This is a genomic window from Rhodococcus sp. F64268, from assembly GCF_023015605.1.
Classification (GTDB): Bacteria; Actinomycetota; Actinomycetes; order Mycobacteriales; family Mycobacteriaceae; genus Rhodococcus.
Genome location: NZ_JALKAI010000006.1, coordinates 96,684 through 122,252 on the forward strand (window position 1 = coordinate 96,684; position 25,569 = coordinate 122,252).

Sequence of the window (25,569 nt, forward strand, 5' to 3'; positions counted from 1 at the left end):
GCCGAAATGGGATCAGCGCACCTGCTGCGCGCTGGCGGGTGGCACCGACCGTCACCGGCGTCGTGATGTGTCTTCTACTTGCCGCCGCTGTGATGGTTGCACCACCGGCTCACGCACAGGAAGCGCCCGGCGCCGTCGTCTCGGTCGAATCGCTGCCCGGCGAACTGTCGGTGCCAGGTGCCTCGACCATCCGGAAGATCACCTACCGGACGCAATGGCGTTCCGGGGCGGACACCGTCGGTACCGGTGTGCTGTTCTTACCGCCCGGCGAGGCACCCGAGGGTGGGTGGCCGATACTCGCGTGGGCGCATGGCACGACCGGACTGTCGGATTCCTGCGCCCCATCGCGTAACCCGCGCAGTGCCCGCGACACTGCTTACCTCGACCACTGGCTTGGGCAGGGCTACGCGGTGGTGGCAGCGGATTACCCCGGGCTGGGCAGTGAGGGGCTGCACCGTTATCTGGACGGACAGAGCGCCGCGAACAGCATCGTCGACCTCGTTCGCGCCGCCCGCACAGCCGAACCGACCCTGTCTGCCGAGTGGGTCGTGGTCGGACAGTCGCAGGGTGGCCACGCCGCGCTCCACACCGCGCACCTCGCGACCACCCGTGCGCCCGAACTCGACTTCCGCGGCACGGTGACCACCGGTGCACCGTCCAATCTCGAACTGGTCTTCCCTCTCGGTTTCCCCGGATTCCCCGATCTCGGTCTCGACGGCCTCACCACGTTCAGTGCCTACATCTTCGCCGGGCTCCGTGACGCGGATCCGGGCCTGGGCCTCGACAGCTATCTCAGCGATACCGGCCGTGAGGTGCTCGCCGCGGCCGAGGACCTCTGCTATGACGAGTTGACCGAGCGCTACGCTGGCGTGGACATCGGCGACCTGCTGACGAGACCGCTCTCCGACGACCGCTTCCGTTCCGCGTTCACCGACTACCTCGGAGTTCCCGTCACGGGATTCGACCGGCCGATGTTCCTCGCCCAGGGGCTACGCGACACGATGGTGCCGGCTCCGTTGTCGTTCAAGCTCGCCGCCGACCTGACCGCCGGGGGTGCAGCACCGCTGTTCCGGACCTACCCGACGGGGCATTCGGAGACGATGGCTGCGTCGCTGCCCGACACCACACCTTTCGTCGCGGACCTGTTCTCCGCACCCTGACCCCAGGCTTCGTGGCCCGATGTCACCTCGGGTGCGTTGAACTGTATGAATGTCACCTTCGGCCATGGCGGTGCGACGTCAGAGCCGCAGGATATGGGATCTGCGCGCGGGGCGGATACGCTGGTCGTCATGGCGGAGTTCATATACACGATGAAGAAGGTGCGCAAGGCGCACGGTGACAAGGTGATTCTCGATGACGTCACCATGAGCTTCTACCCGGGCGCGAAGATCGGTGTCGTCGGGCCCAACGGCGCGGGTAAGTCGTCGATCCTCAAGATCATGGCGGGTCTGGACCAGCCCAGCAACGGCGAGGCATTCCTCGATCCGGAGGCGACCGTCGGCATCCTGCTGCAGGAGCCCCCGCTCAACGAGGAGAAGACGGTCAAGCAGAACGTCGAGGAGGGCCTCGGCGAGATCAAGGTCAAGCTCGACCGGTTCAACGAGATCGCCGAGCTCATGGCCACCGACTACTCGGACGAGCTCATGGACGAGATGGGCAAGCTGCAGGAGGAGCTCGACCACGCCAACGCATGGGACATCGACTCGCAGCTCGAACAGGCCATGGATGCGCTGCGCTGCCCGCCGCCGGACGAGCCTGTCACCCACCTTTCCGGTGGTGAGCGCCGCCGTGTCGCGCTGTGCAAGCTGCTGCTGAGCAAGCCCGACCTGCTGCTCCTCGACGAGCCCACCAACCACCTCGACGCCGAGTCGGTGCTGTGGCTCGAGCAGTTCCTCGCGACGTACCCCGGCGCAGTCCTGGCCGTGACTCACGACCGGTACTTCCTCGACCACGTCGCCCAGTGGATCTGTGAGGTCGACCGCGGCAAGCTGCACCCCTACGAGGGCAACTACTCGACCTACCTCGAGAAGAAGGCCGAGCGCCTCGAGGTCCAGGGAAAGAAGGACCAGAAGCTGCAGAAGCGCCTCAAGGAGGAGCTCGAGTGGGTCCGCTCCGGTGCGAAGGCAAGGCAGACGAAGAACAAGGCGCGTCTCGCTCGTTACGAGGAGATGGCGACCGAAGCCGAGAAGCATCGCAAGCTCGACTTCGAGGAGATTCAGATCCCGACGCCTCCGCGTCTGGGCAACGTCGTCGTCGAGGTCGAGCACCTGGACAAGGGCTTCGACGGCCGCGTCCTGATCAAGGACCTGTCGTTCACGCTCCCGCGTAACGGCATCGTCGGCGTCATCGGTCCCAACGGTGTCGGTAAGACCACGCTGTTCAAGACCATCGTCGGTCTCGAAGAGCCCGACAGCGGCACCGTCAAGGTCGGTGAGACGGTCAAACTCAGCTACGTCGACCAGTCCCGCGCGAACATCGACCCGAAGAAGACCGTGTTCGAGGTGGTCTCCGACGGACTCGACTTCATCGAGGTCGGCCAGAACGAGATGCCGTCCCGCGCGTACGTCTCCGCCTTCGGGTTCAAGGGGCCGGACCAGCAGAAGAAAGCCGAGGTGCTCTCCGGTGGTGAGCGCAACCGCCTGAACCTGGCGTTGACCCTCAAAGAGGGTGGCAACCTGATCCTGCTCGACGAGCCGACCAACGACCTCGACGTCGAGACCCTCAGTTCGCTCGAGAACGCGCTCCAGCAGTTCCCGGGTTGTGCTGTCGTGATCTCCCACGACCGTTGGTTCCTCGACCGCACCTGTACCCACATCCTGGCGTGGGAAGGGAATGTCGAAGAGGGCAAATGGTTCTGGTTCGAAGGAAACTTCGAAGCGTACGAGGCGAACAAGGTCGAGCGTCTCGGTGCCGAGGCGGCACGTCCGCACCGGGTCACCCACCGGAAGCTGACGCGTGACTGAGCGGTCCGTGCCCGGCGACTCGGTCGAGCCCTACCGGGCGCAGATCGAGGTCCGTTGGGCGGATTCGGACCGGCTCGGACATGTCAACAACACCAAGGTCGGCGAGTACATGCAGGAAGGGCGGATCAAGTTCCTGCAGTCCGGTGAGCTGAGGCGGGGCGCGATCGCCGTGAGGAAAATGGACGTTGAGTTCCTGAGACCCATCAAGGACGAGTCGGGCCCGCTCACGATCGAGATCGTCGCCCTGCATGTGGGAAACACCTCCTACACACTCAGGCATACGGTGCTCGACCGCGACGGTGGCGTGTGTGCTCGCGGCGACGCGGTCCTGGTCGGGTTCGACGTGGCGACCGAGCGTCCGCGACCCATCACCGACGGTGAACGCGAGGTCCTCGCCCGGCATCGGGTTGTCGCGACGAGCTGACCACAGGATCGGATCGGTGACTGCGCGCGCTTTCACCTCCTGGCATCGGACGCCGCGGATAGGCTCGACAACGGGCCCGTCCGCGGCGTCTGTGGTTTCGGCGGCAAGCGAGGGGAGTGATGTTGATGTCGGAATCTGCGGATTCGCGAGATCTTTCGTCGACGGTGCGAGTTCTGAAGCGCGCGTATCTGCAGTCCCCTGACGGTATAGGCGACCTCGAGGCTGCTGTAGCGGCGCATCTGGCTCTCGGACTCGACCGTCCTGCGGGCGCGACCGCGACGCGCGTGTACCGGGCGGACGAGGCGGCCGGTGCAGCAGTCCAGATCGTCACCGACGACATGCCGCTGCTCGTGGAGTCCACCACTGCATTGCTCTCGCGTCTCGGCGCGACCATTGTCGCGCTCGTCCACCCGGTCTTCGCGGTGGACCGCGACTCGGACGGGGCGCTTCTCGCAATGACACCGGATGGTGCGCTGCAGAGCGACGCGCCCGCCGAATCGTGGATTCATATCCAGCTGCAACCGTCCACACCGCCGGACGTCCTCGCCGGAATCGAAGGCGAGATCGACGGTGTACTCGACGATGTGCGACAGGTCGTCATCGACAGCGACGCCATGAGTACCGTGCAGAACCGGCTCGCCGAGGAACTCGACGTACTCGTTGCAGACCCGCCGGCGACCCAGTCCGCGGACGACCTCACCGAAACAGCGGAGTTGCTGCGATGGCTCGCTCGCGGGAACTACGCGATGCTCGGGTATCGCTGCTACGAATTCGACGAACCCGACACTTCCGGCGTGTGCCGTTCCCGCGCTGTCCCGGACAGCGGCCTCGGTGTGCTGCGCACACTCTCCGACACGGACGACCCGATCGACCTGCCCTCCGAGGTGAATCCGGACCGTCGGCCACTGCTGGTGCTCACTCAAGGTGCTCGTCCGGCGACTGTGCACCGCTCGGTGTATCCGTACTTCGTCGGAGTCGGGATCCTCGATGACGAGGGCCGAACCGTCGGCGAGCACCGCTTCCTCGGCATCCTCACTGTGACGGCGATGCACGAGAACATCCTCGATATCCCGCTGCTCCGACGGCGTGCACGCGGCGTGATCGCACGCGCAGGTGTCGAGTTGTCGTCGTACGGCGGGCAGTCGATGCTCGAGATCATGCAGACCCTGCCGCGTGCAGAGTTGCTGTCCATGGACCCGGACACCCTCTACGAGACGGTGACCTCCGTCGTGGAGATCCGCCGACAGGTGCGGCTCTTCGTTCGGGTGGACACGTACGGACGATATGTATCGTGCCTGGTGTACCTTCCCCGCGATCGATACACGACGAAGGTCCGGGTCCGGATGCAGAACGTACTGCTCCACGAATTCGGCGGTGGCACTCTCGATTACACCGCGCGGGTGTCCGAAGGCGACTTGGCGCTGTTACACGTGACCGTCCGGTTCCCCGAGCATGTACGTCCTCAGGTCGACACCTCCGAGAGCAACAGGCAACGAATACAGTCACTCCTCGCGGAGGCCAGTCGCAGCTGGGAAGATCGGATCACGGAGGTCGCAGGGTCCCGTCCGATGGTGGACCCCGCACTGGTCCAGCGGTACGTCGATGCCGCTCCCGAGGCATACAAAGAGGACTTCAGTTCCGAACGCGCACTCGCCGACCTGATGCGCCTCGAAGCGCTCGGTCCCGGCGACTTCGACACCTTCGTCTACCGCTCCGACACCGACGACCACCGCAGCTGGCGTTTCACCCTGTACGTCGGAGCGGAACCGGTGACGCTCGGCCGTGTGCTCCCGGTGTTGCAAAGCCTCGGTGTGGAAGTCGTCGACGAGCGGCCCTACTTGTTGCCGCGATCCGATGGCGTCGACTGCTGGATCTACGACTTCGGCCTGCACCTTCCGGGCGATGTCGATCCCGGCCTGTTCGACACCGACCACACACTCGCCGCCCGGATCACCGATATGTTCGCTGCGGTGTGGCGTGGCCACGCCGAGACGGACCGTTTCAACGAACTCGTACTTCGCGCCGGTCTCACCTGGCGGCAGGTCACGATGCTCCGCGCGTACGCGAAATTCCTTCGGCAGACGGGGTTTCCGTACAGCCAATACAACATCGAAGGTGTCCTGCTCGGCACACCCGATACGACGGCGCTACTCGTAGAACTGTTCGCTGCCCGCTTCGATCCCGATCACGCATCCGAGGTACGCGAGCAGGCCATCACCGATGAACTGCTCGAGAAGATCGACGCGGTCACCGCACTCGTGGCCGATCGCATCCTGCGGGCGGTGCTGTCGTTGATCCGATCCACTTTGCGAACCAACTTCTTCGTGCCGGAGATTGACGACGAGGCGCGCGGCCGGACCCTGGCGTTCAAGTTCGACCCCAGCGGCATCTCGGAGCTCCCGGAGCCGCGGCCGAAGTTCGAGGTATTCGTGTACTCACCGGATGTCGAGGGTGTGCACATGCGCTTCGGCGCCGTCGCGCGCGGCGGCCTCCGCTGGTCGGATCGCCACGAAGATTTTCGCACCGAGATCCTCGGCCTGGTGAAGGCGCAGGCGGTGAAGAACGCGGTGATCGTCCCGGTCGGAGCGAAAGGCGGGTTCGTCGTCAAGCGTCCACCGGCACCCACCGGCGATGCGACCACGGACCGGCAGGCAGCACGCGCTTCCGGCGAAGCCTGTTACCGGCGATTCATCGCCGCCCTGCTCGACCTCACCGACAACCTCGACCGCACGAGTGGCACCGCGGCTCCGCCGCGGCGAGTGGTGCGACACGACGACGACGACACCTATCTGGTGGTTGCTGCGGACAAGGGCACCGCGACCTTCTCGGATCTCGCCAACTCGGTTGCCGCCGAATACGGGTACTGGCTCGGTGATGCATTCGCATCGGGAGGGTCGGCCGGGTACGACCACAAGGAGATGGGGATCACCGCGCGCGGTGCATGGGAGAGCGTCAAGCGGCACTTCCGTGAACTCGGAGTGGACACCCAGAGCCAGGACTTCACCGCGGTCGGAGTCGGCGACATGAGCGGCGATGTGTTCGGCAACGGGATGCTGCTCAGCAAACACATCCGGTTGGTCGCCGCGTTCGATCATCGCCACATCTTCCTCGACCCGAACCCTCGGGCGGAACCCTCGTTCGCGGAACGCAGCAGGCTTTTCGAGATGCCGCGCTCGTCCTGGGCGGATTACAACCCGGCCCTGATCGGAACCGGAGGGGGAGTGTGGGAGCGCACCCGCAAATCGATTCCGATCAGCGAACAGGGTCGCGCGGCGCTGGGGTTGCCCGGTCACGTCACTGAACTCACCCCCTCCGAACTGATCCGCGCGATCCTGCGTTCACCCGTCGATCTGTTGTGGAACGGGGGTATCGGTACCTACGTCAAGGCGCGAACCGAATCGCACGCCGACGTCGGTGACAAGGGCAACGACACGGTTCGCGTGGACGGCGCGGATCTGCGTGTCCGGGTGATCGGAGAGGGAGGAAACCTCGGGGTCACCCAGCTCGGGCGGATCGAGTACGCGCGCAACGGCGGGAAGATCAACACCGATGCCATCGACAACTCCGCCGGTGTCGACTGCTCCGACCACGAGGTCAACATCAAGATCCTGCTCGACTCGATGGTCACCTCCGACGACCTCGACCTCGCGGAACGCAACCCACTGCTCGCCTCGATGACAGACGATGTCGCCGAACTCGTGCTCGCGGACAACATCGGCCAGAACGGTGTCCTCGGCCTGGAACGAGCATCGGCACCCGCGTTGCTCGGCGTCCACCAACGGCTCATCGCCGAACTGGAGAAAGAGAGGCGAGTCGACCGTGTCCTCGACGCACTCCCGGACGACACCGAGATCGAACAGCGTCACGGCGACGGAGAAGGACTGAGCTCGCCGGAACTCTCGCAACTGCTCGCCCACGTCAAGCTCGCCCTCGTCGATGACCTGCTCGACACCGACCTGCCCGACAGCGACACATTCGCGACCCGGTTACCCGCCTACTTTCCGCCCGCACTCCGCACGAAGTTCCGTACGGGTATCAAGGCACATCCACTCCGCAGACAGATCGTCGCGACGATTCTCGCCAACGACACTGTCGACAACGGCGGTGTGTCCTTCGTCTTCCGCCTCTGCGAGGAGACAGGGGCCTCGCGTACCGACGCCGTCCGAGCGTTCGCCGCGGTCACCGAGATCTTCGGCCTGCGCGGGATCTGGGACCGGATCCGCGCGGCCGACCTGCCCACCGACCTCGCGGACGAGTTGCTGCTCGAATCCCGTCGTGTCCTCGACCGTGCGTCGCGGTGGCTCTTGTCGAATCGGCCCCAGCCACTGGCCGTGGGCGCGGAGATCAGCCGTTACCGGCAGTTGTTCGCGAATCTTGCTCCGCTGGTGGGGGGGTGGATGCGCGGTCACCACGTACTGGATCTGGAGGAACGGACGCGGCACATCCTGTCGCACGAGGCGCCTCCGGAACTGGTCGCGATGGTGTACCGCCTACTCGATCAGTTCCCGATTCTCGACGTCATCGACATCGCGGACATCGTCGAACGGAAGGAGGACGAGGTCGCGGAGCTGTACTACGCGATGGATGCGCACCTCGGCATCGACCGGCTGCTGTCCGCGGTCACGGAACTCGAACGCGGCGACCGGTGGCATTCCCTTGCACGACTCGCACTGCGCGACGAACTGTACGGATCGTTGCGCACGCTCGTCCTCGATGTCCTCACCGGGGCGGAGCTGGGGGAGACCTGCCCGGAGATGATCGAGGACTGGGAGATGTCGAACGGCTCGCGGCTCGTGCGCGCGAGGTCGGCACTCGACGAGATCTTCGCATCTGGGAGTCTGGACTTGGCCACCCTGTCAGTGGCCGCACGGCAGATCAGGAGCATGGTGCGCACTGGCGCACCCGATCGGAGGTAGACGCGTGAGTGATGCGCGCCAGCAGTTCGGATTCCATACGGAAGTGACCGTGCGATGGTCCGACATGGACGTCTTCCAGCACATCAACCACGCGCGGATGGTGACTCTGCTCGAAGAAGCCCGCATACCGTGGCTCTTCGCCGACGGGCGACCCACCCAGAGTCTCCGCGAGGGCGCCGTGATCGCCGACCTCCACGTCCGCTATCGCAGACAGCTGCGACACGACGACGGCCCCCTCGACGTCATGATGTGGACCGAAAAGGTGCGCGCCGTCGACTTCACGATCGGTTACGAGGTTCGGCCCGGAGGTGCGCCCGCCGACGCGGCACCCTCGATCGTCGCGTCCACCCAGATCGCCGCATTCGACATCGACGCGCAGAAACTCCGTCGGCTCACCGACGAGGAACGCGCCTACCTGCTGCGGTGGCAGCGTGACTGACCTCACGCCGAGTTTCGGGGAGCGGGCGGTCGCACTGGCCGGAGAGAGCGACCGCACCGATCTCGCCGCCTTCCTCACCCGCGCACTGCGTCTCGACGAGGCCGCGGTCGTGAGGCTGCGGCGTCGCGGTGATGACGTGCTCAGCGCGTGGATCATGACGGGATTCGATGTGCTCGCGGCTCGGATCGTGCGAGGAACCGTCCACCCCGCAGACCTCTGCGTCGCCGCCGATTCGCTGCGCACCGCGCTCACCGAGTCGCTGGGAACTGCGAAGGCGATCGATCCGGGATGGGCGATGGACTCGGCATGGCGCGGGGCGCTGCCGCCGGACGAGGGATTTGCACACGTCGATGATGTTCCGGCCAGGGTTCTCGTCGAACTGGCCCAGCAAGGCGTCGCACTGACACGCGACGCGGGAGCGCAGGGGCCGCCCGCGTCGCTGCTCGCACAGGAGGTGCTCGAGGTCAGCGGCGGCGAGACCGTCGTCGGCGTGCCCATGCGGATGGTGTTCGCGCTCGGTGCGATGGGGTTCGTGCCCACCACCGGCCGTGACTCGATGGCCGCTGACGACATTGCCGCCGACGAGGTCGTACGGGTGCGGGCGTCGAACACCTGGATCCGCCTCGACGCCCGATACGGATCCGTCTACCTGCGCAGAAGTGGAGGTCTCGGTCTGACCGTTCTCTGACGAACGTCCGGATCGAGACCTGGACCGATCACACCGGCGAGTTCATCAATGAATCCGCCGCCATATCGATGTAGTCGACAAGTTGACGACGATGCGCGGAGTCGAGTGTCCGATCGTCGATCGATGCGATCGCGGTGTGCATGCATCGCAACCAGGCGTCGCGCTCGAGGGGGCCGATCTTGAACGGATGATGGCGCATCCGCAGTCGCGGGTGACCGCGCTCGTCCGAATAAGTGCGTGGACCACCCCAGTACTGTTCGAGGAACATCCGCATGCGGCGCTCCGCCGGGCCGAGATCCTCCTCGGGGTAGAGGGGCCGGACGATCTCGTCCTTAGCCACCTCTTCGTAGAAGCGCGCGACGATCCTGCGGAACGTGTCGGCGCCGCCGATTTCGTCGTAGAAGGTCTGCTGGTCGGTCATCGTCTTCTGCTTACCTCCCTCTCACCGGCCATTGTGCCCGTACGGGCACGAGCGCGCCCGTACGGGGTCGCGTACCTCGCCGTATCCATGACACAGGATGTTCATCGGACAGTTCTTGATTCGTCCGCGGAAATCAGGTGCGATTCGGAGGTATCCGTGGTGCACTGTTTCCAGTCTTCCGGAGGTCGTATGAAGCACGGCAGCACAGCACATCGACAACTCCCGCCCGCGGACGTCCCGATCGGGGCGCCGGGGGCCACCACCTTGCGCGTGGTACGCGATGACGTCGGTCTTCCCGATTGGGTGAAACTTCGGGTGTTGCTGCTCAATGCCACCTACGAGCCGCTCACCGCACTGCCCGCACGACGCGCTGTTGTTCTCATGGCCGGCGGTAAGGCCGACACCGTGCACGACGACCCGCTTGCACCGATGGTCCGATCGGCCGAATGGTCGGTGCAGTTGCCGTCGGTGATCCGGTTGCGCACCTACGTCCGGGTTCCCTATCACGCTCGGGTACCTATGACCCGGGCCGCTCTCATGCACCGCGACGGCAATCGCTGCGCGTACTGCGGATCCAAGGCCGAGACCATCGATCATGTCGTTCCCCGCAGTCGCGGTGGTGCGCACGCCTGGGAGAACTGCGTGGCATGCTGTGCGCCCTGCAACCACAAGAAGGCCGACAAACTACTCAGCGAACTCGGATGGACGTTGCGTGCGTCGCTGGTTCCGCCGAAAGGCAGGCACTGGCGACTGCTGGCCACGCTGCAGGACCTGCATCCGACCTGGCTTCCATACCTGGGCGAGGGTGCCGCCTGACCGGCGAGTCCTGGCAATTGCGCTCTCGTCGGGACCAAATCCGGGGCATGTGAGGTCTTTCGCAGCCACCTGGGATACCTTCTCCGTGTGAGCATTCTCGAGACAACGCTGATATTCGTCGGCATCCCGCTGCTGATCGTTCTGGTCTTCGGGGCTATCTCCTGGACCGCGCCTCGCAAGCCCGGCCCGGCCGCGTCCGACCACCCCTACAAGCTCGGCGACGAATGGAACCACAGTGCACTGCTGTGGACCGCCGCCGACGAGGTGACCGAGCACGGTCGTCACGCGCATCACGGACACGTGGCCGGTGCACCGGCAGAGCTGATCGGAGGTACCGCAAGTGGCAAGTGGTGACGTGATTCATGCCCCGGCGCGCAGCGACGCGCCGCTGCCGCACGCTGCGGCTCTGACCTCGAGCGGCCGAATCTCCGAAGCTCGTGCCGACGGCATCGAGTTCGCAGGCCCGCCGTTCGCGGACGACGAGATGGTCGCTCTCGACGACACGCTCACGTCTGCGATCCGCGCCACCGGTGTGCGCTTCAACGTATACGTTGCCGATGCCTCGGACCCGGCTGCGGCGACCGACACGATCTTCCCGTCGACGCCCGAAGCCGAGAACTCGGTGCTCATCGCGGTGTACCCGAATCAGAAGGCTGTCGAGGTCCGTAGCGGACGCGATGCCGCTCAGGTCACCGACCGGATCGCTCAGCTCGGCGTAACCGCAGCGGTCGGGCCGTTCGGTCAGGGACAGCTCATCGACGGCATCATCAGCGCCGTTCGCGTGATCGCCAACGCGATCATCGCCCCGTAGGACCCGCTTCGGCCCGATGTCACCTTCGGTCACTTCGAGTGACCGAAGGTGACATCGGGCCGTATGCGTTCTACGTCAGGACGCGTCGAACGCCTGTGCCCGCAGCGACCGCACGATCCCGGCGCGCCCCTCGGTGATCAATCGGCGCAGCGCAGGAGGACGATCACCGGCAAGGAATTCGTCGGCCGCAGCGACCGAGGCCTCACTGATCGACCAGGACGGATACAGGCCCACGACGACGGTCTGCGCGACCTCACTGGACCGGCGCTCCCACACATCGGGCACCTCCGCGAAATACCGCTCCACGTAGGCCTCGAGCAGCTCCGACTGACCGGCAGGCGCGAAACCGCCGATGATCGAACGAGCAGTGATGTTCGGAACGGTGTCGTCGCCGACCACCGTCCGCCAAACCTGGGCTTTGACCTCTTCCTGCGGACGAGCCGCGCGTGCCGCCGCTGCCTGCCGGGCACCGGCCGCAGTCGGGTCGCGCTCGGCTTCCGCATCGATGAACGGCGACTCCACTCCCTCTGCGTCGACTTCACCTGCGGCTGCGAGCGCCTGCACGAGACGCCACCGCAAATCGGTGTCGACAACCAGGCCGGGCAGTCCGACCTTCGCCGGATCACCGCCGAGCAACTCTTCGAAGACTTCGGTGTGCCACGGTGAGAGCCGAGCTGTGGACAGTGCGTTGACGAAGGCGAGCTGATGGTCCGACCCCGGCTCCGCTTCACGTGCCAGCTCGAGTAGCCGGTTCGCGTAGTCGCTCCAACCCGAGGCGTCGGCCCATGTGGGGTCGGCGTAGCTGCCGACCGCCGTGTGCGCCTGCATCAACAGACGTTGCACGACGCCCACCTCGGTCTCCGCGGCGATACCGCGCTGCACCAGTGCAACGAAATCGCGCGCTTTGAGTTCGGCCTGCCGGGTCATCTCCCACGCCGCCGACCACACCAGCGTGCGTGGCAGCGGCTCGGCGATGTCGCCGACGCGGTCGATCACCGTAGCGAGCGACTCGTCGTCGAGCCGGACCGAGCAGTAGGTCAGATCGTCGTCGTTGACGAGCACGAATTTGCCGCGACCTACGCCGACGAGCTCGGGGATGTCGGTGCTTGCGGCGGCGTCGACATCGACCTCGACGCGGTGCGTGCGCACGAGAGCGCCCGAACCGTCGTCGTCGTAGACACCGATGGCGAGCCGATGCACGCGGAACTCACCGGCTCCTGGCTGCGCGCCCTCCTGCACGACGGCGAAACGCGAGAACTTGCCGTCGGCGTCGAGCTCGAAGTCGGGGCGCAGAATGTTCAGACCTGTCGTCTTGAGCCACTGGGCACCCCATCCCGACAGGTCCCGGCCGGAAGACTTCTCCAGCGCGGCCAGCAGATCGTCGAAGGTTGCGTTGCCGAAGGCGTGGTCGCGGAAGTATGCGCGCAGGCCTTCGAGGAACGGTTCCTGCCCGACGTAGGCGACGAGCTGCTTGAGCACCGAGGCGCCCTTCGCGTAGGTGATGCCGTCGAAGTTGACCTCGACGGCGGCGAGGTCGGGGATGTCCGCGGCGATCGGGTGGGTGGACGGCAGCTGATCCTGCCGATACGCCCATGACTTCTCGACGTTGGCGAACGTCGTCCACGCGTTGGTGTACTCGGTGGCCGAGGCCTGCGAGAGGACGGATGCGAACGTCGCGAAGGACTCGTTGAGCCACAGGTCGTCCCACCAGCGCATGGTGACCAGATCGCCGAACCACATGTGTGCCATCTCGTGCAGGATGGTTTCGGCGCGTCGCTCGTAGGAATAGCGGGTGACCTTGGAACGGAAGACGTAGTCCTCGAGGAACGTCACAGCGCCGGCGTTCTCCATTGCGCCGGCATTGAACTCCGGCACGAACAGCTGGTCGTACTTGCCGAAGGCGTACGGCATGCCGAAGTTCTCGTGATAGAAGCCGAAGCCCTGTTTGGTTTCCGTGAACAGGCGCTCAGCGTCCATGAACTCGGCCAGGGACGCGCGGCAGTAGAGGCCGAGAGGGATCGTGCCGTGCTCGTCGGTGTAGGTGTCGGTCCACTCGGCGTACGGGCCCGCGATGAGCGCGACGAGGTAGGTGCTCATCCGCGGCGTGGTGCGGAAGTGGTGCTGACCGGGCGTCGCCGCGGTGGTCTGCACGGTCTCCGAGTTCGAGATCACCTTCCAGTCGACGGGCGCGGTCACGGACAGAGTGAAGGTGGCCTTCAGATCGGGCTGGTCGAAACACGCGAACATCCGCTTGGCGTCGGCCGTCTCGAACTGCGAGTACAGGTACACCGCGTCGTCGGTCGGGTCGACGAACCGATGTAGACCCTCGCCGGTGTTCGTGTACAGGCAGTCTGCGTCGACCACGAGTTCGTTGCGCGCGGCGAGTCCGGACAGCGCGATGCCGGTGTCCTCGCTGTATCCGGACACGTCCACGGGGGAGCCGTTGAGTGTTGCCGAATGCACGGTCTGCGCGATCAGATCGATGAAGGTGGACGCACCCTCGGTCGCATCGAACGTCACCGTGGTGACGGAGCGGAATGTGGTGGCTCCCGGCCCTCCGGACCCATCGGTGAGGTCGAGGACGACGGTGTAGTTGTCGACGCGCAGGACCGCTGCCCGCTCGGCGGCCTGCTCACGGGTCAGGTTCGGTGGTGCCACAGAAGAACTCCTTCTCACGACGGGATGTCGGTCGGGATCCATCCCATCATGGTGGGGCCGTGTTCAGGTGGCGACGTCCGCCAACGGCACGTTCGCGTCGGCAAGTCGAACGGCGTCGACGCGCGAACCCGACGAGATGAGTGTGCGGATGTCGTCGCCCGCGTCCCAGATGTTCACGTTCATGCCTGCCCGCACCGTGTTGTCGTCGTCGAGCCAGAACGCGAGGAATTCGTGTTTCGCTACGTCCCCTCGGGTGACCACGTGTGCATCGGGCGGGGCGAGCCCGACGTACTCCATCCCGAGGTCGTACTGGTCGGTGAAGAAGTAGGGCAGCCTGTCGTAGGAGGCGTCGATTCCGAGCATCGTGGCCGCGGCCACCGCAGGCTGATTGAGAGCGTTGGCCCAGTGCTCTACCCGGACACGGCACCCGAGTTCGGGATGTTCGGCCTCCGCGATGTCGCCGACCGCAACGATGTCGGGATCGCTGGTGGCCAGTGATGCGTCGACGAGCACTCCGGTGTCGACGTCGAGACCGGCGTTCCGGGCGAGTTCGACATTCGGTGCGGCGCCGACAGCGACGAGCACCGCGTCGGCGTGCACCGAAGTGCCGTCAGCGAGAACGACGCCGGCAGCGCGCCCGCCCGCGACGGCGATCTCGGATACGGACGTCCCGAGCCGCAGGTCCACACCGTGCGACCGGTGCAACTCGGCGAACACCGCGCCCATCTCGGGGCCGAGCGCCGCATGCAGGGGAGTCTGTGCCGATTCGATGACCGTTACTTCGGCGCCGCGGCCCCGCGAGCCCGCCGCGATCTCGAGACCGATCCAACCGGCCCCGATGATCGCCAGGTGAGCGGCAGGGCCGTTGTCGCGGCGGATCGCGGCGAGAAGCTCGTCGGCTTCCCCGACGGTGCGTAGGACGTGAACTCCCGGCGCATCGGCGCCGGGCAGGGGGAGACGCCGGGATCGTGATCCGGTCGCGAGTGCCAGCTTGTCGTAGTGGACGGTCGAGCCGTCCGGCAACGAAACCGTGTGCGCGGCGGGATCGATCGCGGTGACCGTCGTCCCGAGACGAAGGTCGACACGATGGTCCCGGTACCAGTCGCCGCGCTGCACAGTGAAGTCGAGAAGTCGCTTGGCGCCGGCGAAATACTCCTTCGACAGCGGCGGTCGCTCGTACGGCAGATGCTCTTCGGCGCCGATCAGTACGACCTGCCCCGGAAAATCGCGTGCACGCAGTTCCTCCGCCACCTTTGCACCGGCGAGTCCGGCACCGACGATCACGAAGGTCTTCTCACCAGACATCGCATGACCTCTCGTTCGCTTGTCCGTACGCGATGGCGCTTACTCGCCCGATGCGCTACGTCCCGGTCTTCGTGTCCGACGGTACGGGGACCGCGCGTTGCTGCGGCGAAGATCGGGAAGAATGCCCCGCTGGACTGTGTTGCACTCCGTGCAACCCGACCCGTGTGAGGAGACCGTCTTGAGCAACCAGACAACCGGTGCCGCCGGTAAGGACACCGCCGACTTCTGGTTCGACCCGCTTTGCCCGTGGTGCTGGATCACCTCGCGGTGGATTCTCGAAGTAACCAAGGTCCGCGATATCGAAGCACGCTTCCATGTCATGAGCCTCGCCGTCCTCAACGAAGGCCGTGAGCTGCCCGACGCCTACGCCGAGATGATGAAGACGGCGTGGGGGCCGGTGCGTGTGGCGATCGCCGCATCCCAGAAGTATGGCGACGAGATTCTCGAGAGTCTCTACACCGCGATGGGCACCCGCATCCACAATGAGGGAAACAAGGACTTCACCGACGTCATCGCCGGTGCCCTTGCAGAGCTCGACCTCGACCCCGTCCTCGCCCAGGCCGCCGACAGTCAGGACTATGACGAGGCGCTACGCGCAAGTCACGCGGCGGGGATGGACGCAGTGGGCCCGGACGTGGGCACCCCCACGATCCACGTCAACGGTGTTGCGTTCTTCGGGCCGGTGCTGTCGAAGATCCCGCGTGGTGAAGACGCGGGCAAGGTGTGGGATGGGGTCGTTGCGCTCGCTTCGTACCCGCACTTCTTCGAACTCAAGCGCAGCCGCGACGAGGATCCGGCCTTCGACTGACGGGCCTTCGACTGACGAGGCGCGCTCGAAAAGGTGTCCTCCAGCTCAGGCGGAGGTGGAGGACACCTTTCTGCGGAGGTTTGTCAGCCCAGGGTCTTCTCGAGGTCGTCGAGGATGGTGTTCGCACCGACAACGCCGATGCCGACCATCCAGGTCTCGTCCTCGAACTCGTGGACGTTTCCTGCTGCGACACCGGGCTGTGCGCCCCACAGCCCGGTCACCGCTGCCATCGTGGTTGCTGCCGGATCGCCTCCGGGGTTGGTGAAGAAGACCACCTCGCCGTCGATCTCGGTGTAGTTCTCGGGGCTGAGTTCGAGCATCGAGTACTCGTTCCAGGCGCGGTCCGCGCCGAGATCGTAGCCGACCTGGGTGAGGATCGTGCCGGAGAAGGTGTCGGGACCGTACAGACGGAAGTTGTCCGGCCGGAACCGCACCATCGAGGCGGTCTGTCCTTCGGCACCGATCTCGTCACCGATCTGTGCGGCGCGTTCCTCGACCCCGGTGAGCAACGTTTCCATCTGATCCGTCTCGCCCACTGCGGCGGCGGTGATGCGCGCCTGCTCCTCCCAGTCGGTTCCCGAGTTCACGGAGAAGACCGTCGGCGCGATCGCCGAGAGCTGCTCGTAGAGCGCCTCGTGTCGTACCTGCGCGCCGATGATGAGATCGGGGTTCAGGCTTGCGATGGCCTCGAGGTCGGGCTCCATCGTCGGGCCGACGATCTCGGTGTCCTCGAGATCTTCGGCGAGGTACGCGGGGACACCGGTCGCGGCACCGGATTCGGTGGCACCGACCGGCGTGATCCCCAGCGCAACGAGGGCGTCGAGGTGCGGAGAGTCGATGACGACGATCCGTTCCGGCGTGCCCTCGATCGTGGTCTCGCCCATGGCGTGCTCGACGGTGTAGGACTCGGCAGAGGCAGTCGTGTCGTCGGACGAACTCGTGCCACACGCCGACAGGAGAAGTGCGGTGACGGCGGCGGCCGCGCCGAGGATGAGGCGTGCCGATCGGCTTTGTGTTGTGAACATTCGCTCAATCCAGCGGGTTAGGTGAGGTAACCCTATGTGAGGGGGTGGCGTGATTCCGTGCTCCTCGCAGTGCTTGTCTAGACTCTGTTCATGCGCGTTTACCTGGGAGCCGACCATGCCGGTTTCGAACGGAAGAATCAGATCATCGAGCACCTGACGGCGAACGGTCACGAAGCCGTCGATTGCGGTGCCTTCGAATACGACGCACTCGACGACTACCCGGCGTTCTGCATCGAGGCCGCGCGCCGCACGGTTGCGGACCCGGGCAGCCTCGGCCTCGTCCTCGGCGGCAGCGGCAACGGCGAGCAGATCGCCGCGAACAAGGTCCCTGGTGCGCGCTGCGCGCTGGCCTGGAGCGTCGAGACGGCCAAACTTGCCCGTGAGCACAACAATGCCCAGCTGATCGGTATCGGCGGCCGGATGCACTCGCTCGAGGAGACACTCGCGATCGTCGATGCTTTCCTGTCGACGGAGTGGTCGAACGAGGAACGCCACCAGCGGCGCATCGATATTCTCGCGGCATACGAGAAGTCCGGCGACGCACCCGCAGTGCCGGGCGCGAACTGACCGGTGCCCGAAGGACACATCCTGCACCGGCTCGCCCGGTTGCACCACGAGTGGTACGCGGGTGCGCCGGTGCGGGTGTCCAGCCCCCAGGGGCGCTTCGCCGACGGCGCAGCCGCGGTGACCGGACGGGTCCTCACGCACGCCGACGCGTGGGGTAAGCACCTGTTCCATCACTACGAGGGCGCGCTGACCGTGCATGTGCACCTCGGAATCTATGGCGCGTTCACCGATTCCGAGCTCCCACTCGGCGAACCCACCGGGCAGGTCCGCATGCGGATGACCGGTTCGGGACACGGCAGTGATCTGCGCGGACCGGCCGCATGCGAGGTCCTCACCGAGGGCGAGGTCGACGCCATCGAAGCGCGCCTCGGCCCGGACCCGTTGCGTGCCGACGCCGATCCGGAGCAGGCGTGGGCGAGGATCAGCCGCTCCCGCAGCCCGATCGGGGGTCTGCTCATGGACCAAACGGTCATCGCCGGAATCGGCAATGTGTACCGCGCCGAAGTGTTGTTCCGGCACGGAATCCACCCCGAACGACCCGGTAGGAATCTCTCACGTGCCGAATTCGATGAGATCTGGGCCGATCTCGTCGAGTTGATGCAGGTGGGGATGGCGCGGGGCCGCATGCACGTCGTGCGTTCCGAACACGACCACGGCGCACCCGCATATGCGAAGGACCGGCCCCGCACCTATGTGTACCGGCGAGCGGGGGAGCAGTGCCGGGTGTGCAGCACGCCGGTGCTCCACAAGGTGATGGGAGCGCGGAACCTGTTCTGGTGCGAGGTCTGCCAACCGAAGTGAACGTGTGATCGGTAGGTCAGAACCCGTCGAACCCGAAGTCGCCGAATCCGCCGTCGCCGCCACCGACATCACCGATCCCGCCGTCGGAACCGCCTCCGTCGAAACCGCTGCCGTCGTCGCCGACGTGATCGCCCGCGACGCCGTCCGAACCGTCCGCCGCTCCACTCTCGAACTCCTGCGCACCGTACGGCACTCCCGCCATGCCCGTGAACAACGACGAGAACAGCAGCATCGACCCGACGCCCCACGCACCCGCGACGAGCGCAGGCTTCCACCACGGCTCGGAGTACCATCCCGCCGGAACCGGACGGCCCGCGACACGGCCACCCGGGTAGTAGTTCGGAGTGCGCGCTGACGGCGATGGTGACGCTGCCACCTGGCGGCCCTCGAACTCGACCTGCCGGTCCTCCGTCACGGCACCAGCAGACTTCTGGCCGTCCAGCGTGGGGATCTCGGGCCCGGGGTCCATGTCCATCGCGATGCGTGCGGCGCGAATGTAGTACAGACCCTCGAGCGCGGTCTGTTTCGCCAGGCGCGCTTGGACGGGGGACCGGGCCTGGTCGATCTGCGAACCGGCCGCTGTGTAGCGCTCGGCGGCGTCGGCGAGTGCCTGACGGGACGCGTCGTCGGTGCCGGTGAGGTTGTAGACCTGGCCTCCGAGCCGTTCGATGGCCTGTCGGGCCTCGGCTTTGGCGTCGTCGAGGTTGCCGGCGGCCTGGCGAGTGGTGGATTTCTGTGAGCGTGCCACGAAGTACACGACTACTGCCACAACGGCGAGGATCAGCAGGAGTTCCACGGTGAGTCCCTACGACGAGGTCTTCCGGTCTGCGCTCCAGCGTACCGATTCGGTCAGCTGTCGAGGACGGTCCGCAGACCCGTGCGCAGGCATTCGTCGAACACGGTGCGGTCGGGCACCGCGGCGGGGTCGACAGTGAGGCCGACACAACACATGTCCAGGTACGACATCAGGGTTGCGTTGATCGCAGACCCCAGGGTGCGGCCGAAACCGTAGTACCGCGCGATGCCGGCGCCCGCCACGAACAGGGGGGTCGCCGAACCGGGGACCGTGCAGGTCAGCACATCGTCGTGACCGAACATCCGCGTACTGGGAAGTGCGTTCGGGTCGTCGGGCATGCCCGCGGTCACACGGTCGATGCGCTGCATCAAGGCGACTGGTCCGTCCTCGATCTCGGTGCCGCCGAGGCTGACCTGAGCGGGTTCCTCGGATCCGGCGCCAGGGGTCGCGGCGAACGGATCGTCCGCGGGGGAGCCGTGCACGTGCCGATACGACGCGTATCCGAGCAACACAGCGGCTGCGACACCACTTTCGAGTCCGCAACCGGCGCGCTTCGCTGCGGCGTGCATCTCGCCGCGGGGGATGTCGAGGGTATGAAGTCGGTGCGGGCCGCTCGTCGGATAGGCATGGTGCGGGAGTGGTTGCGAAGCCGGTGCGACGATTGCTTTCACCAGGTCGGTGGTGCTGCCCACGAGAAGTTCGGTCGACGAGCGAATCGCTTCCGCAGTGTGTTCCGACATGCTGCGCAGCCACGTCCATACCGAGCCGTGGTGTTCGCGGCCGTTCTGCCCGGGTGCACCGTGTCCGCCCCGTTCGGGACGAACGATGCTGATCACGAGTGCAGCCTGGCCACCGGTCAGACCGTCCACGAGCGTGAGGCCCCAGCTCGCACGATGGCTCTCCATGGTCTCGGGGACGGTGGGCGTCAGCGCCAGCACGTCCGGAAAGCCGGCGGTGCCGGTCAGCGATATCCGGTCGAGGTGCCACGGTGTGTCGTCGTGATCAGCGCTGCGGCGGGTGACCTCGAGTCCGATGGGAACCTCGACCACCCGGTGCCGGAACGCCGCTGCTTCCAGATTCCCGGGCGCGAGCATCGCGGTGACACGATCCCATTCCGGCACGGCGTCGAGGAGCACTGCTGCGACGACGGACGACCGCGAGGCGGCGGCGGCCTCCGCCGCGCCGGACCTCATCGACGTGCGGTCGGGTGTCGCGCTCACACTGGCGACGCTCTCACAGCGGACGGGTGTTCGGTCTCGGATTCGAGTCGGCTTCGAGGGATCGAGTCGAAACGGTGATCCGGGCGGTGCAGAAACGAGAACCGCCCGAGATCTCGACGAGATCCGGGCGGTTCGCTGGAGGGGATGACGGGAATCGAACCCGCGTAGCCAGTTTGGAAGACTGGGGCTCTACCATTGAGCTACATCCCCGTGCCTGTGGCTTCGTCGGTGCTCACCGGGTAGTTTTCCGGTGTTCTCCGGCGTTTGCCGCTTGCAGGATGAGACTGTACCGAACCCGGCTTTGGAATTCATAATCGGGGGGCCGTAGGATTCAGTCCGGCCCCCGGCGCCATGGCGGGAGCACTAGGTACGACGGGATGTGGCGCAGCTTGGTAGCGCATCCGCTTTGGGAGCGGAGGGTCGCAGGTTCGAATCCTGTCATCCCGACCAGATCGAACAGCGTCAGGGCGCTCAGTAGTGAGAACGAACGACCGACAAGAGCACGACAAGAAGGAGTCATGTCCGTGAAGAGCACCGTCGAGCAGCTGAGCCCGACGCGAGTCCGTATCAACGTTGAGGTGCCCTTCGAGGAGCTCCAGCCTGATTTCGACCGCGCCTTCAAGTCCCTCGCAGGTCAGGTGCGGATCCCCGGGTTCCGTCCCGGCAAGGCCCCGCGCAAGATTCTCGAGGCTCGCGTCGGTCGCGGTGCGGTGCTCGAGCAGGTCGTCAACGACGCGATCCAGTCGCGCTACTCCGAGGCAGTGACCACGAACGAGGTCAAGGCGATCGGTCAGCCGGAGATCGACATCACGAAGCTCGAGGACAACGTCGAACTCGTCTTCGCTGCGGAGGTCGACGTACGCCCCGAGGTCACCCTCCCCGACTTCTCCGAGATCGCGGTCACCGTCGATCCCGTCGAGATCTCCGACGAGGACATCGAAGAGCAGTTGCTGTCGCTGCGGCAGCGTTTCGGCACTCTGACCGGTGTCGAGCGCGCTGTGCAGGACGGCGACTTCGTCTCGATCGACCTGTCTGCCACTGTCGACGGCGAAGAGGTCACTGAGGCTGCCACCGAGGGGCTGTCCCACGAGGTCGGCTCCGGCCAGCTCATCGAGGGCCTCGACGAGGCCATCGTCGGTCTCGAGGCCGGCGGGTCGAAGGAGTTCACCTCCACGCTCGTCGCAGGTGAGTACGCGGGCAAGGAAGCCGTCGTCACCGTCAAGGTGAACACGGTCAAGGAGCGCGAACTTCCGGCTGAGGACGACGAGTTCGCCCAGCTCGCGAGCGAGTTCGACACCCTCGACGAACTGAAGGCAGACCTGCGTGAGCGTGTCGGCCGCGTCAAGCAGGTCGAGCAGGCAGGTCAGATCCGCGACAAGGTGCTCGAAGAACTCCTCGAGAAGGTCGAGGTGCCGCTGCCCGAGGCCGTCGTCCAGGCCGAGATCGACAGTGCACTGCACGACGCGATCCACGAGCTCGACCACGACGAGGCCGAGCTCGACAAGCTGCTCGAGGCCCAGGGTTCGAGCCGCGAAGAGTTCGACAAGGAAGCTCGCGAGTCCGCAGAGCGGTCCGTCAAGACCCAGCTGCTTCTCGATGCGATCGCCGAGTCGGAGAACACGACGGTCGAGCAGGAAGAGCTCACCGAGCGGATCTTCTTCCAGGCACAGCGCTACGGCATTCCGCCGGAGCAGTTCATCCAGCAGATCAGCCAGGCCAACCAGCTCGGCGCGATCTTCGCGGACGTTCGTCGCGGCAAGGCTCTCGGCACCGTCGTCGACCGTGTCGCGGTCACCGACACCACCGGCGCGACCGTCGACACCTCCGAGCTCTTCGGTGGCCCGAAGGCCGACTCGGATGAAGCTGCCGAGGACGCCGAGGCGGCCGAGGAGAAGGCATCCGAGTAATCGGATCTTTTCCGCTTTGAGCGAAGAAGGGCGGCACCGGGCATCCGGTGCCGCCCTGTTTCGTTACTGTCAATGACAGCAATCCACGATTGACGAGAAGGCAGGTACCCGTGACTCCTCAGAATCCGGCGACATCCATCGGCCCGACGATGACCTCGGCCACCGCTGGGCTGAACCTCAGCGACTCGGTGTACGAACGCCTGCTCCGCGAGCGCATCATCTTCCTCGGCACCCAGGTCGACGACGACATCGCCAACAAGCTCTGTGCACAGATCCTGTTGCTGTCGGCGGAAGACCCTACCCGCGACATCTCGCTGTACATCAACTCCCCGGGTGGTTCGGTCACCTCGGGTATGGCGATCTACGACACGATGAAGTTCGTGGAGTGCGATGTGGCGACCTTTGCGATGGGGCTGGCTGCGTCGATGGGGCAGTTCCTCCTCTCGGCAGGCACCAAGGGCAAGCGTTACGCTCTGCCGCACGCGCGGATCATGATGCACCAGCCGTCCGCCGGTATCGGTGGTACTGCCAGCGATATCGCCATCATGGCCGAGCAGTTCGCACACACCAAGCGTGAGATGGCCGAGCTGATCGCCGAGCACACCGGGCAGACCGTCGAGCAGATCACCCTCGACTCGGACCGCGACCGCTGGTTCACGGCACAGCAGGCACTCGAATACGGCTTCGTCGACCACGTCGTCGCGCGGGCCCAGCAGGCCGGCGGCACGTCGAGCTAGTCCCCGAGGCCCCGACCCGCTCCACGTCCCACACTTTCTTGGAGAAGCGATGACCAACATGTTCGATCCGCGCCAACTCGGCGGCCAGGCCCCGAATTCACCGGCGAGCCGTTACATCCTCCCGTCGTTCATCGAGCACTCGAGCTACGGCGTCAAGGAATCCAACCCGTACAACAAGCTCTTCGAAGAGCGCATCATCTTCCTGGGCGTTCAGGTCGACGACGCGTCCGCGAACGATGTCATGGCTCAGCTGCTCGTGCTCGAGTCGCTCGATCCCGACCGCGACATCACCATGTACATCAATTCACCCGGTGGTTCGTTCACGTCGCTGATGGCGATCTACGACACCATGCAGTACGTCCGCGCCGACATCACCACCGTGTGCCTCGGCCAGGCGGCCTCGGCGGCAGCTGTGCTGCTCGCGGCAGGTACCCCGGGTAAGCGCCTTGCGCTGCCGAACGCCCGCGTGCTCATCCACCAGCCGGCCACCGGCGGCATCCAGGGTCAGGTCTCGGACCTGGAGATCCAGGCCGCTGAGATCGAGCGTATGCGCCGCTTGATGGAGACGACGCTGGCCAAGCACACCGGTAAGGATCCCGAACAGATTCGCAAGGACACCGATCGGGACAAGATCCTCACCGCTGCCGAGGCGGTCGAGTACGGTCTGATCGACAACGTGCTCGAGTACCGCAAGTTGTCTGCTCAGGCATAGTCACGCCCGGCCCGGTCGAACCTCCGAGTGTGTTCGACCGGGCCGTTGTGCAGGGTGTGAGCTGCGCCGCTGTCGGCGCGCACAAATCTGACCGGAAACGCGGAGAACCTGTCGACCCGCGTACCGAAGTCCGGGTACGGTCGATCAAAGGGCCCGCTCCCCGGGCCGGCGTTCGTCGACGGACACGGGATCGGTTGCACGCACACGAGGAAGTAGGGACCTGACAGATGGCACGTATCGGTGACGGCGGGGATCTGCTCAAGTGCTCGTTCTGCGGAAAGAGCCAGAAGCAGGTCAAGAAGCTCATTGCGGGCCCCGGGGTCTACATCTGCGACGAGTGCATCGACCTCTGCAACGAGATCATCGAAGAGGAACTCGCCGAAACGAGCGAGGTCAAGCTCGACGAACTGCCCAAGCCGGCCGAAATCCGGGAATTCCTCGACAATTATGTGATCGGCCAGGATTCTGCAAAGAGGTCGCTTGCGGTGGCCGTCTACAACCATTACAAGCGCATCCAGGCCGGCGACAAGACGCGCGACTCACGCGGTGAGTCGGTCGAACTCGCCAAGTCGAATATTCTTCTGCTCGGACCCACGGGCTGTGGCAAGACCTACCTCGCCCAAACTCTCGCGAAGATGCTCAACGTGCCGTTCGCGATCGCCGATGCCACCGCTCTCACGGAGGCCGGATATGTCGGTGAGGACGTCGAGAACATCCTCCTCAAACTGATTCAGGCCGCCGACTACGACGTCAAGCGCGCCGAGACCGGCATCATCTACATCGACGAGGTCGACAAGATTGCGCGCAAGAGCGAGAATCCGTCGATCACTCGCGATGTGTCGGGCGAGGGTGTCCAGCAGGCGCTGCTGAAGATCCTCGAGGGTACGCAGGCGTCGGTGCCACCGCAGGGCGGCCGGAAGCATCCGCACCAGGAGTTCATCCAGATCGACACCACGAATGTGCTGTTCATCGTGGCCGGTGCTTTTGCGGGTCTCGAGCGCATTGTTTCCGATCGCGTCGGCAAGCGGGGCATCGGTTTCGGCGCCGAGGTGCGGTCGAAGGCCGAGATCGACACCACCGATCACTTCGCCGATGTCATGCCGGAAGATCTGATCAAGTTCGGGCTCATTCCCGAGTTCATCGGTCGCCTGCCGATTGTCGCGTCGGTGACCAATCTCGACAAGGACTCGCTCGTCGAGATTCTGTCGGAGCCGAAGAACGCACTCGTCAAGCAGTACGTGCGTCTGTTCGAGATGGACGGGGTGGAACTCGATTTCACCAGGGACGGGCTCGAGGCCGTCGCCGACCAGGCGATTCTGCGCGGTACCGGTGCCCGCGGGCTCCGTGCGATCATCGAAGAAGTCCTGCTGCCGGTGATGTACGACATCCCGAGCCGCGATGACGTCGAGAAGGTTGTCATCACCGCAGAAACCGTGACCGACAACGTGCTCCCGACGATCGTGCCACGCAAGCCCGACCGCGAACGCCGCGACAAGAGCGCCTGAGTCCGACCACACGACTCGGCCCCGGCAGGAAATCCTGCCGGGGCCGAGTC

General features: G+C 65.5%; 22 protein-coding genes and 2 tRNA genes. 17 read left to right on the forward strand and 7 right to left on the reverse strand.

Annotated features, from left to right (window positions below):
* Positions 1-65: 65 nt before the first annotated feature.
* From MWU77_RS16450 to MWU77_RS16475, 6 genes are all read left to right on the forward strand, one after another.
* Entirely contained in the window at positions 66-1,160 is a 1,095-nt protein-coding gene (locus MWU77_RS16450; RefSeq protein ID WP_169688890.1) for a lipase family protein, read from the forward strand.
* A gap of 129 nt (positions 1,161-1,289) precedes the next feature.
* On the forward strand, positions 1,290-2,963 hold the full coding sequence (gene ettA / locus MWU77_RS16455) for an energy-dependent translational throttle protein EttA (RefSeq protein WP_169688557.1): 1,674 nt from the start codon (positions 1,290-1,292) through the stop codon (positions 2,961-2,963).
* Positions 2,956-3,387 carry a thioesterase family protein gene (locus tag MWU77_RS16460; RefSeq protein ID WP_247274257.1) on the forward strand — a complete coding sequence of 144 codons (432 nt, stop codon included), beginning with the start codon at positions 2,956-2,958 and terminating at the stop codon, positions 3,385-3,387. Before ettA ends, MWU77_RS16460 begins: the two co-directional genes overlap by 8 nt.
* 125 nt (positions 3,388-3,512) lie before the next feature.
* Entirely contained in the window at positions 3,513-8,303 is a 4,791-nt protein-coding gene (locus MWU77_RS16465; RefSeq protein WP_247274258.1) for an NAD-glutamate dehydrogenase, read from the forward strand.
* Between the two features lie 4 nt (positions 8,304-8,307).
* Positions 8,308-8,742, forward strand: coding sequence for a thioesterase family protein (locus MWU77_RS16470; RefSeq protein ID WP_247274259.1), 435 nt, complete (start codon positions 8,308-8,310; stop codon positions 8,740-8,742).
* Positions 8,735-9,430 carry a hypothetical protein gene (locus tag MWU77_RS16475; protein ID WP_247274260.1) on the forward strand — a complete coding sequence of 232 codons (696 nt, stop codon included), beginning with the start codon at positions 8,735-8,737 and terminating at the stop codon, positions 9,428-9,430. Before MWU77_RS16470 ends, MWU77_RS16475 begins: the two co-directional genes overlap by 8 nt.
* 28 nt (positions 9,431-9,458) lie before the next feature.
* On the opposite strand, the gene MWU77_RS16480 is transcribed toward MWU77_RS16475, so the two are convergent.
* The gene (locus MWU77_RS16480; protein ID WP_169688560.1) at positions 9,459-9,851 is read right to left on the reverse strand and encodes a globin; all 393 of its coding nucleotides are present in this window, start codon (positions 9,849-9,851) and stop codon (positions 9,459-9,461) included.
* Positions 9,852-10,040: 189 nt separating this feature from the next.
* On the opposite strand from MWU77_RS16480, the gene MWU77_RS16485 reads away from it, so the two are divergent.
* The 3 genes from MWU77_RS16485 to MWU77_RS16495 all read left to right on the forward strand — a co-directional run bounded on the left by MWU77_RS16485 (position 10,041) and on the right by MWU77_RS16495 (position 11,478).
* Complete coding sequence (locus MWU77_RS16485; protein WP_169688561.1) at positions 10,041-10,667, forward strand: HNH endonuclease; 627 nt, start codon at positions 10,041-10,043, stop codon at positions 10,665-10,667.
* 87 nt (positions 10,668-10,754) lie between these two features.
* Positions 10,755-11,021 carry a hypothetical protein gene (locus tag MWU77_RS16490; RefSeq protein WP_169688562.1) on the forward strand — a complete coding sequence of 89 codons (267 nt, stop codon included), beginning with the start codon at positions 10,755-10,757 and terminating at the stop codon, positions 11,019-11,021.
* Positions 11,008-11,478 carry a DUF5130 family protein gene (locus tag MWU77_RS16495; protein WP_169688563.1) on the forward strand — a complete coding sequence of 157 codons (471 nt, stop codon included), beginning with the start codon at positions 11,008-11,010 and terminating at the stop codon, positions 11,476-11,478. Before MWU77_RS16490 ends, MWU77_RS16495 begins: the two co-directional genes overlap by 14 nt.
* A 75-nt stretch (positions 11,479-11,553) precedes the next feature.
* On the opposite strand, the gene pepN is transcribed toward MWU77_RS16495, so the two are convergent.
* Both pepN and MWU77_RS16505 read right to left on the reverse strand, forming a co-directional pair.
* On the reverse strand, positions 11,554-14,136 hold the full coding sequence (gene pepN / locus MWU77_RS16500) for an aminopeptidase N (protein ID WP_247274261.1): 2,583 nt from the start codon (positions 14,134-14,136) through the stop codon (positions 11,554-11,556).
* A gap of 63 nt (positions 14,137-14,199) precedes the next feature.
* Positions 14,200-15,441: an NAD(P)/FAD-dependent oxidoreductase gene (locus MWU77_RS16505; protein WP_247274262.1), complete on the reverse strand. Its 1,242-nt coding sequence runs from the start codon at positions 15,439-15,441 to the stop codon at positions 14,200-14,202.
* A 178-nt stretch (positions 15,442-15,619) separates the two neighbouring features.
* Here MWU77_RS16505 and MWU77_RS16510 point away from each other — a divergent pair, with 178 nt between their 5' ends.
* Positions 15,620-16,249, forward strand: a complete 630-nt coding sequence (locus MWU77_RS16510; RefSeq protein ID WP_240959250.1) for a DsbA family protein — start codon at positions 15,620-15,622, stop codon at positions 16,247-16,249.
* Positions 16,250-16,332: 83 nt separating this feature from the next.
* Here the strand turns inward: MWU77_RS16510 and MWU77_RS16515 are convergent, their stop codons facing one another.
* On the reverse strand, positions 16,333-17,274 hold the full coding sequence (locus MWU77_RS16515) for an ABC transporter substrate-binding protein (protein ID WP_206040016.1): 942 nt from the start codon (positions 17,272-17,274) through the stop codon (positions 16,333-16,335).
* Positions 17,275-17,364: 90 nt separating this feature from the next.
* Here MWU77_RS16515 and MWU77_RS16520 point away from each other — a divergent pair, with 90 nt between their 5' ends.
* Together MWU77_RS16520 and MWU77_RS16525 are read left to right on the forward strand one after the other, a co-directional pair.
* Positions 17,365-17,841, forward strand: a complete 477-nt coding sequence (locus tag MWU77_RS16520) for a ribose-5-phosphate isomerase (protein WP_169688567.1) — start codon at positions 17,365-17,367, stop codon at positions 17,839-17,841.
* A 3-nt stretch (positions 17,842-17,844) separates the two neighbouring features.
* Positions 17,845-18,642, forward strand: a complete 798-nt coding sequence (locus MWU77_RS16525; RefSeq protein ID WP_247274263.1) for an Fpg/Nei family DNA glycosylase — start codon at positions 17,845-17,847, stop codon at positions 18,640-18,642.
* Positions 18,643-18,658: 16 nt separating this feature from the next.
* Here MWU77_RS16525 and MWU77_RS16530 read toward each other — a convergent pair whose 3' ends face one another.
* The 3 genes from MWU77_RS16530 to MWU77_RS16540 form a co-directional block, all read right to left on the reverse strand.
* Positions 18,659-19,438 carry a DUF1542 domain-containing protein gene (locus tag MWU77_RS16530; protein WP_247274264.1) on the reverse strand — a complete coding sequence of 260 codons (780 nt, stop codon included), beginning with the start codon at positions 19,436-19,438 and terminating at the stop codon, positions 18,659-18,661.
* A 53-nt stretch (positions 19,439-19,491) separates the two neighbouring features.
* Positions 19,492-20,658: a WS/DGAT domain-containing protein gene (locus MWU77_RS24980; RefSeq protein ID WP_247274265.1), complete on the reverse strand. Its 1,167-nt coding sequence runs from the start codon at positions 20,656-20,658 to the stop codon at positions 19,492-19,494.
* Between the two features lie 136 nt (positions 20,659-20,794).
* A tRNA-Gly gene (locus MWU77_RS16540) sits at positions 20,795-20,868 on the reverse strand.
* Between the two features lie 163 nt (positions 20,869-21,031).
* Here MWU77_RS16540 and MWU77_RS16545 point away from each other — a divergent pair.
* From MWU77_RS16545 to clpX, 5 genes are all read left to right on the forward strand, one after another.
* Positions 21,032-21,108 (forward strand) — tRNA-Pro (locus MWU77_RS16545).
* Between the two features lie 68 nt (positions 21,109-21,176).
* The gene (gene tig, locus MWU77_RS16550; protein WP_247274266.1) at positions 21,177-22,565 is read left to right on the forward strand and encodes a trigger factor; all 1,389 of its coding nucleotides are present in this window, start codon (positions 21,177-21,179) and stop codon (positions 22,563-22,565) included.
* Positions 22,566-22,675: 110 nt separating this feature from the next.
* A complete protein-coding gene (locus tag MWU77_RS16555) occupies positions 22,676-23,302 on the forward strand; it encodes an ATP-dependent Clp protease proteolytic subunit (protein ID WP_169688572.1) in 627 nt (208 codons plus the stop codon).
* A gap of 49 nt (positions 23,303-23,351) precedes the next feature.
* Positions 23,352-24,014: an ATP-dependent Clp protease proteolytic subunit gene (locus MWU77_RS16560; RefSeq protein WP_054716287.1), complete on the forward strand. Its 663-nt coding sequence runs from the start codon at positions 23,352-23,354 to the stop codon at positions 24,012-24,014.
* Positions 24,015-24,241: 227 nt separating this feature from the next.
* Entirely contained in the window at positions 24,242-25,519 is a 1,278-nt protein-coding gene (gene clpX, locus MWU77_RS16565) for an ATP-dependent Clp protease ATP-binding subunit ClpX (RefSeq protein WP_169688573.1), read from the forward strand.
* Positions 25,520-25,569 lie beyond the last annotated feature (50 nt).

What these genes read in the sequence shown, in the direction of transcription:
- MWU77_RS16450 (WP_169688890.1), top strand. Translation starts at nt 66, where the DNA reads ATGTGTCTTCTACTTGCCGCCGCTGTGATGGTTGCACCACCGGCTCAC.
- ettA (WP_169688557.1), top strand. Translation starts at nt 1,290, where the DNA reads ATGGCGGAGTTCATATACACGATGAAGAAGGTGCGCAAGGCGCACGGT.
- MWU77_RS16465 (WP_247274258.1), top strand. Translation starts at nt 3,513, where the DNA reads ATGTCGGAATCTGCGGATTCGCGAGATCTTTCGTCGACGGTGCGAGTT.
- MWU77_RS16480 (WP_169688560.1), bottom strand. Translation starts at nt 9,851, where the DNA reads ATGACCGACCAGCAGACCTTCTACGACGAAATCGGCGGCGCCGACACG.
- MWU77_RS16485 (WP_169688561.1), top strand. Translation starts at nt 10,041, where the DNA reads ATGAAGCACGGCAGCACAGCACATCGACAACTCCCGCCCGCGGACGTC.
- MWU77_RS16505 (WP_247274262.1), bottom strand. Translation starts at nt 15,441, where the DNA reads ATGTCTGGTGAGAAGACCTTCGTGATCGTCGGTGCCGGACTCGCCGGT.
- MWU77_RS16515 (WP_206040016.1), bottom strand. Translation starts at nt 17,274, where the DNA reads ATGTTCACAACACAAAGCCGATCGGCACGCCTCATCCTCGGCGCGGCC.
- MWU77_RS16520 (WP_169688567.1), top strand. Translation starts at nt 17,365, where the DNA reads ATGCGCGTTTACCTGGGAGCCGACCATGCCGGTTTCGAACGGAAGAAT.
- tig (WP_247274266.1), top strand. Translation starts at nt 21,177, where the DNA reads ATGTCCGTGAAGAGCACCGTCGAGCAGCTGAGCCCGACGCGAGTCCGT.
- MWU77_RS16560 (WP_054716287.1), top strand. Translation starts at nt 23,352, where the DNA reads ATGACCAACATGTTCGATCCGCGCCAACTCGGCGGCCAGGCCCCGAAT.
- clpX (WP_169688573.1), top strand. Translation starts at nt 24,242, where the DNA reads ATGGCACGTATCGGTGACGGCGGGGATCTGCTCAAGTGCTCGTTCTGC.